The sequence below is a fragment of the Microbacterium sp. ZXX196 genome, from assembly GCF_009709595.1.
GTDB classification, from domain to species: domain Bacteria; phylum Actinomycetota; class Actinomycetes; order Actinomycetales; family Microbacteriaceae; genus Microbacterium; species Microbacterium excoecariae.
In genome coordinates this window covers 1-237 of sequence record NZ_WMEE01000506.1, presented here as the reverse complement: position 1 = coordinate 237, position 237 = coordinate 1, and the positions used below count along the sequence as shown (strand labels likewise).

1 protein-coding gene is annotated in these 237 nt (G+C 67.9%); it reads left to right on the top strand.

All coding sequences use genetic code 11. The features are described from left to right. A partial coding sequence (locus GJQ66_RS13805; RefSeq protein ID WP_196215959.1) for an NADH-quinone oxidoreductase subunit I occupies positions 1-237 on the top strand: 237 nt, incomplete at both ends.

Sequence of the window (237 nt, the reverse complement as noted above, 5' to 3'; positions counted from 1 at the left end):
GTTCAAGAAGCGGCTGACCGAGCAGTATCCGGAGGAGAAGAAACCGACGGCGCCGCGCTTCCACGGCCGCCACCAGCTCAACCGGCATCCCGACGGGCTGGAGAAGTGCGTCGGCTGCGAGCTGTGCGCCTGGGCCTGCCCGGCCGACGCGATCTATGTCGAGGGCGCCGACAACACCGACGAGGAGCGCTACAGCCCCGGCGAGCGCTACGGCCGCGTCTACCAGATCAACTACCT